At 74.3% G+C, this 338-nt stretch carries 1 pseudogene; it reads right to left on the bottom strand.

Annotated elements, in window-relative coordinates:
• Positions 1–338: pseudogene (locus I0Q12_RS31265) on the bottom strand (SMC family ATPase); the annotation flags it as partial.

Below are 338 nucleotides of genomic sequence, written 5' to 3'. Positions count from 1 at the left end.
GGTTCTGCGCGAAGCAAGTTCGTCCGCTGCGGCGACCGCATCGGCGGCGCGGTCGCGGGTTGCGGCGAGACCCGGCAGTGCGGCCGCGGCCTGTTCCGCGGCGCGGACGGCGGCAGCAGCCTCGTCGCGGCGCACGGGCAACGCATCCCGCTGCGCGGTGAGTTGTTCGATGTCGGCGGCGAGCGTGCGACGACGCTCGTCCAGCCGGGACCGTTCGTCGTCGAGGGTCGCGACGCGACGCTGCTGCGCGATGAGATCGTCGAGCCGCACGACCTCCGCGGACCACCGCTGCTCGTGCCCGCGGATCCGATCGCGGTCGCCGTCCTCGGGCTGTTCGG

It is taken from the genome of Rhodococcus sp. CX (genome assembly GCF_015865005.1).
Classification (GTDB): Bacteria; Actinomycetota; Actinomycetes; order Mycobacteriales; family Mycobacteriaceae; genus Rhodococcus.
This window is presented reverse-complemented; position numbering and strand designations above follow the sequence as displayed.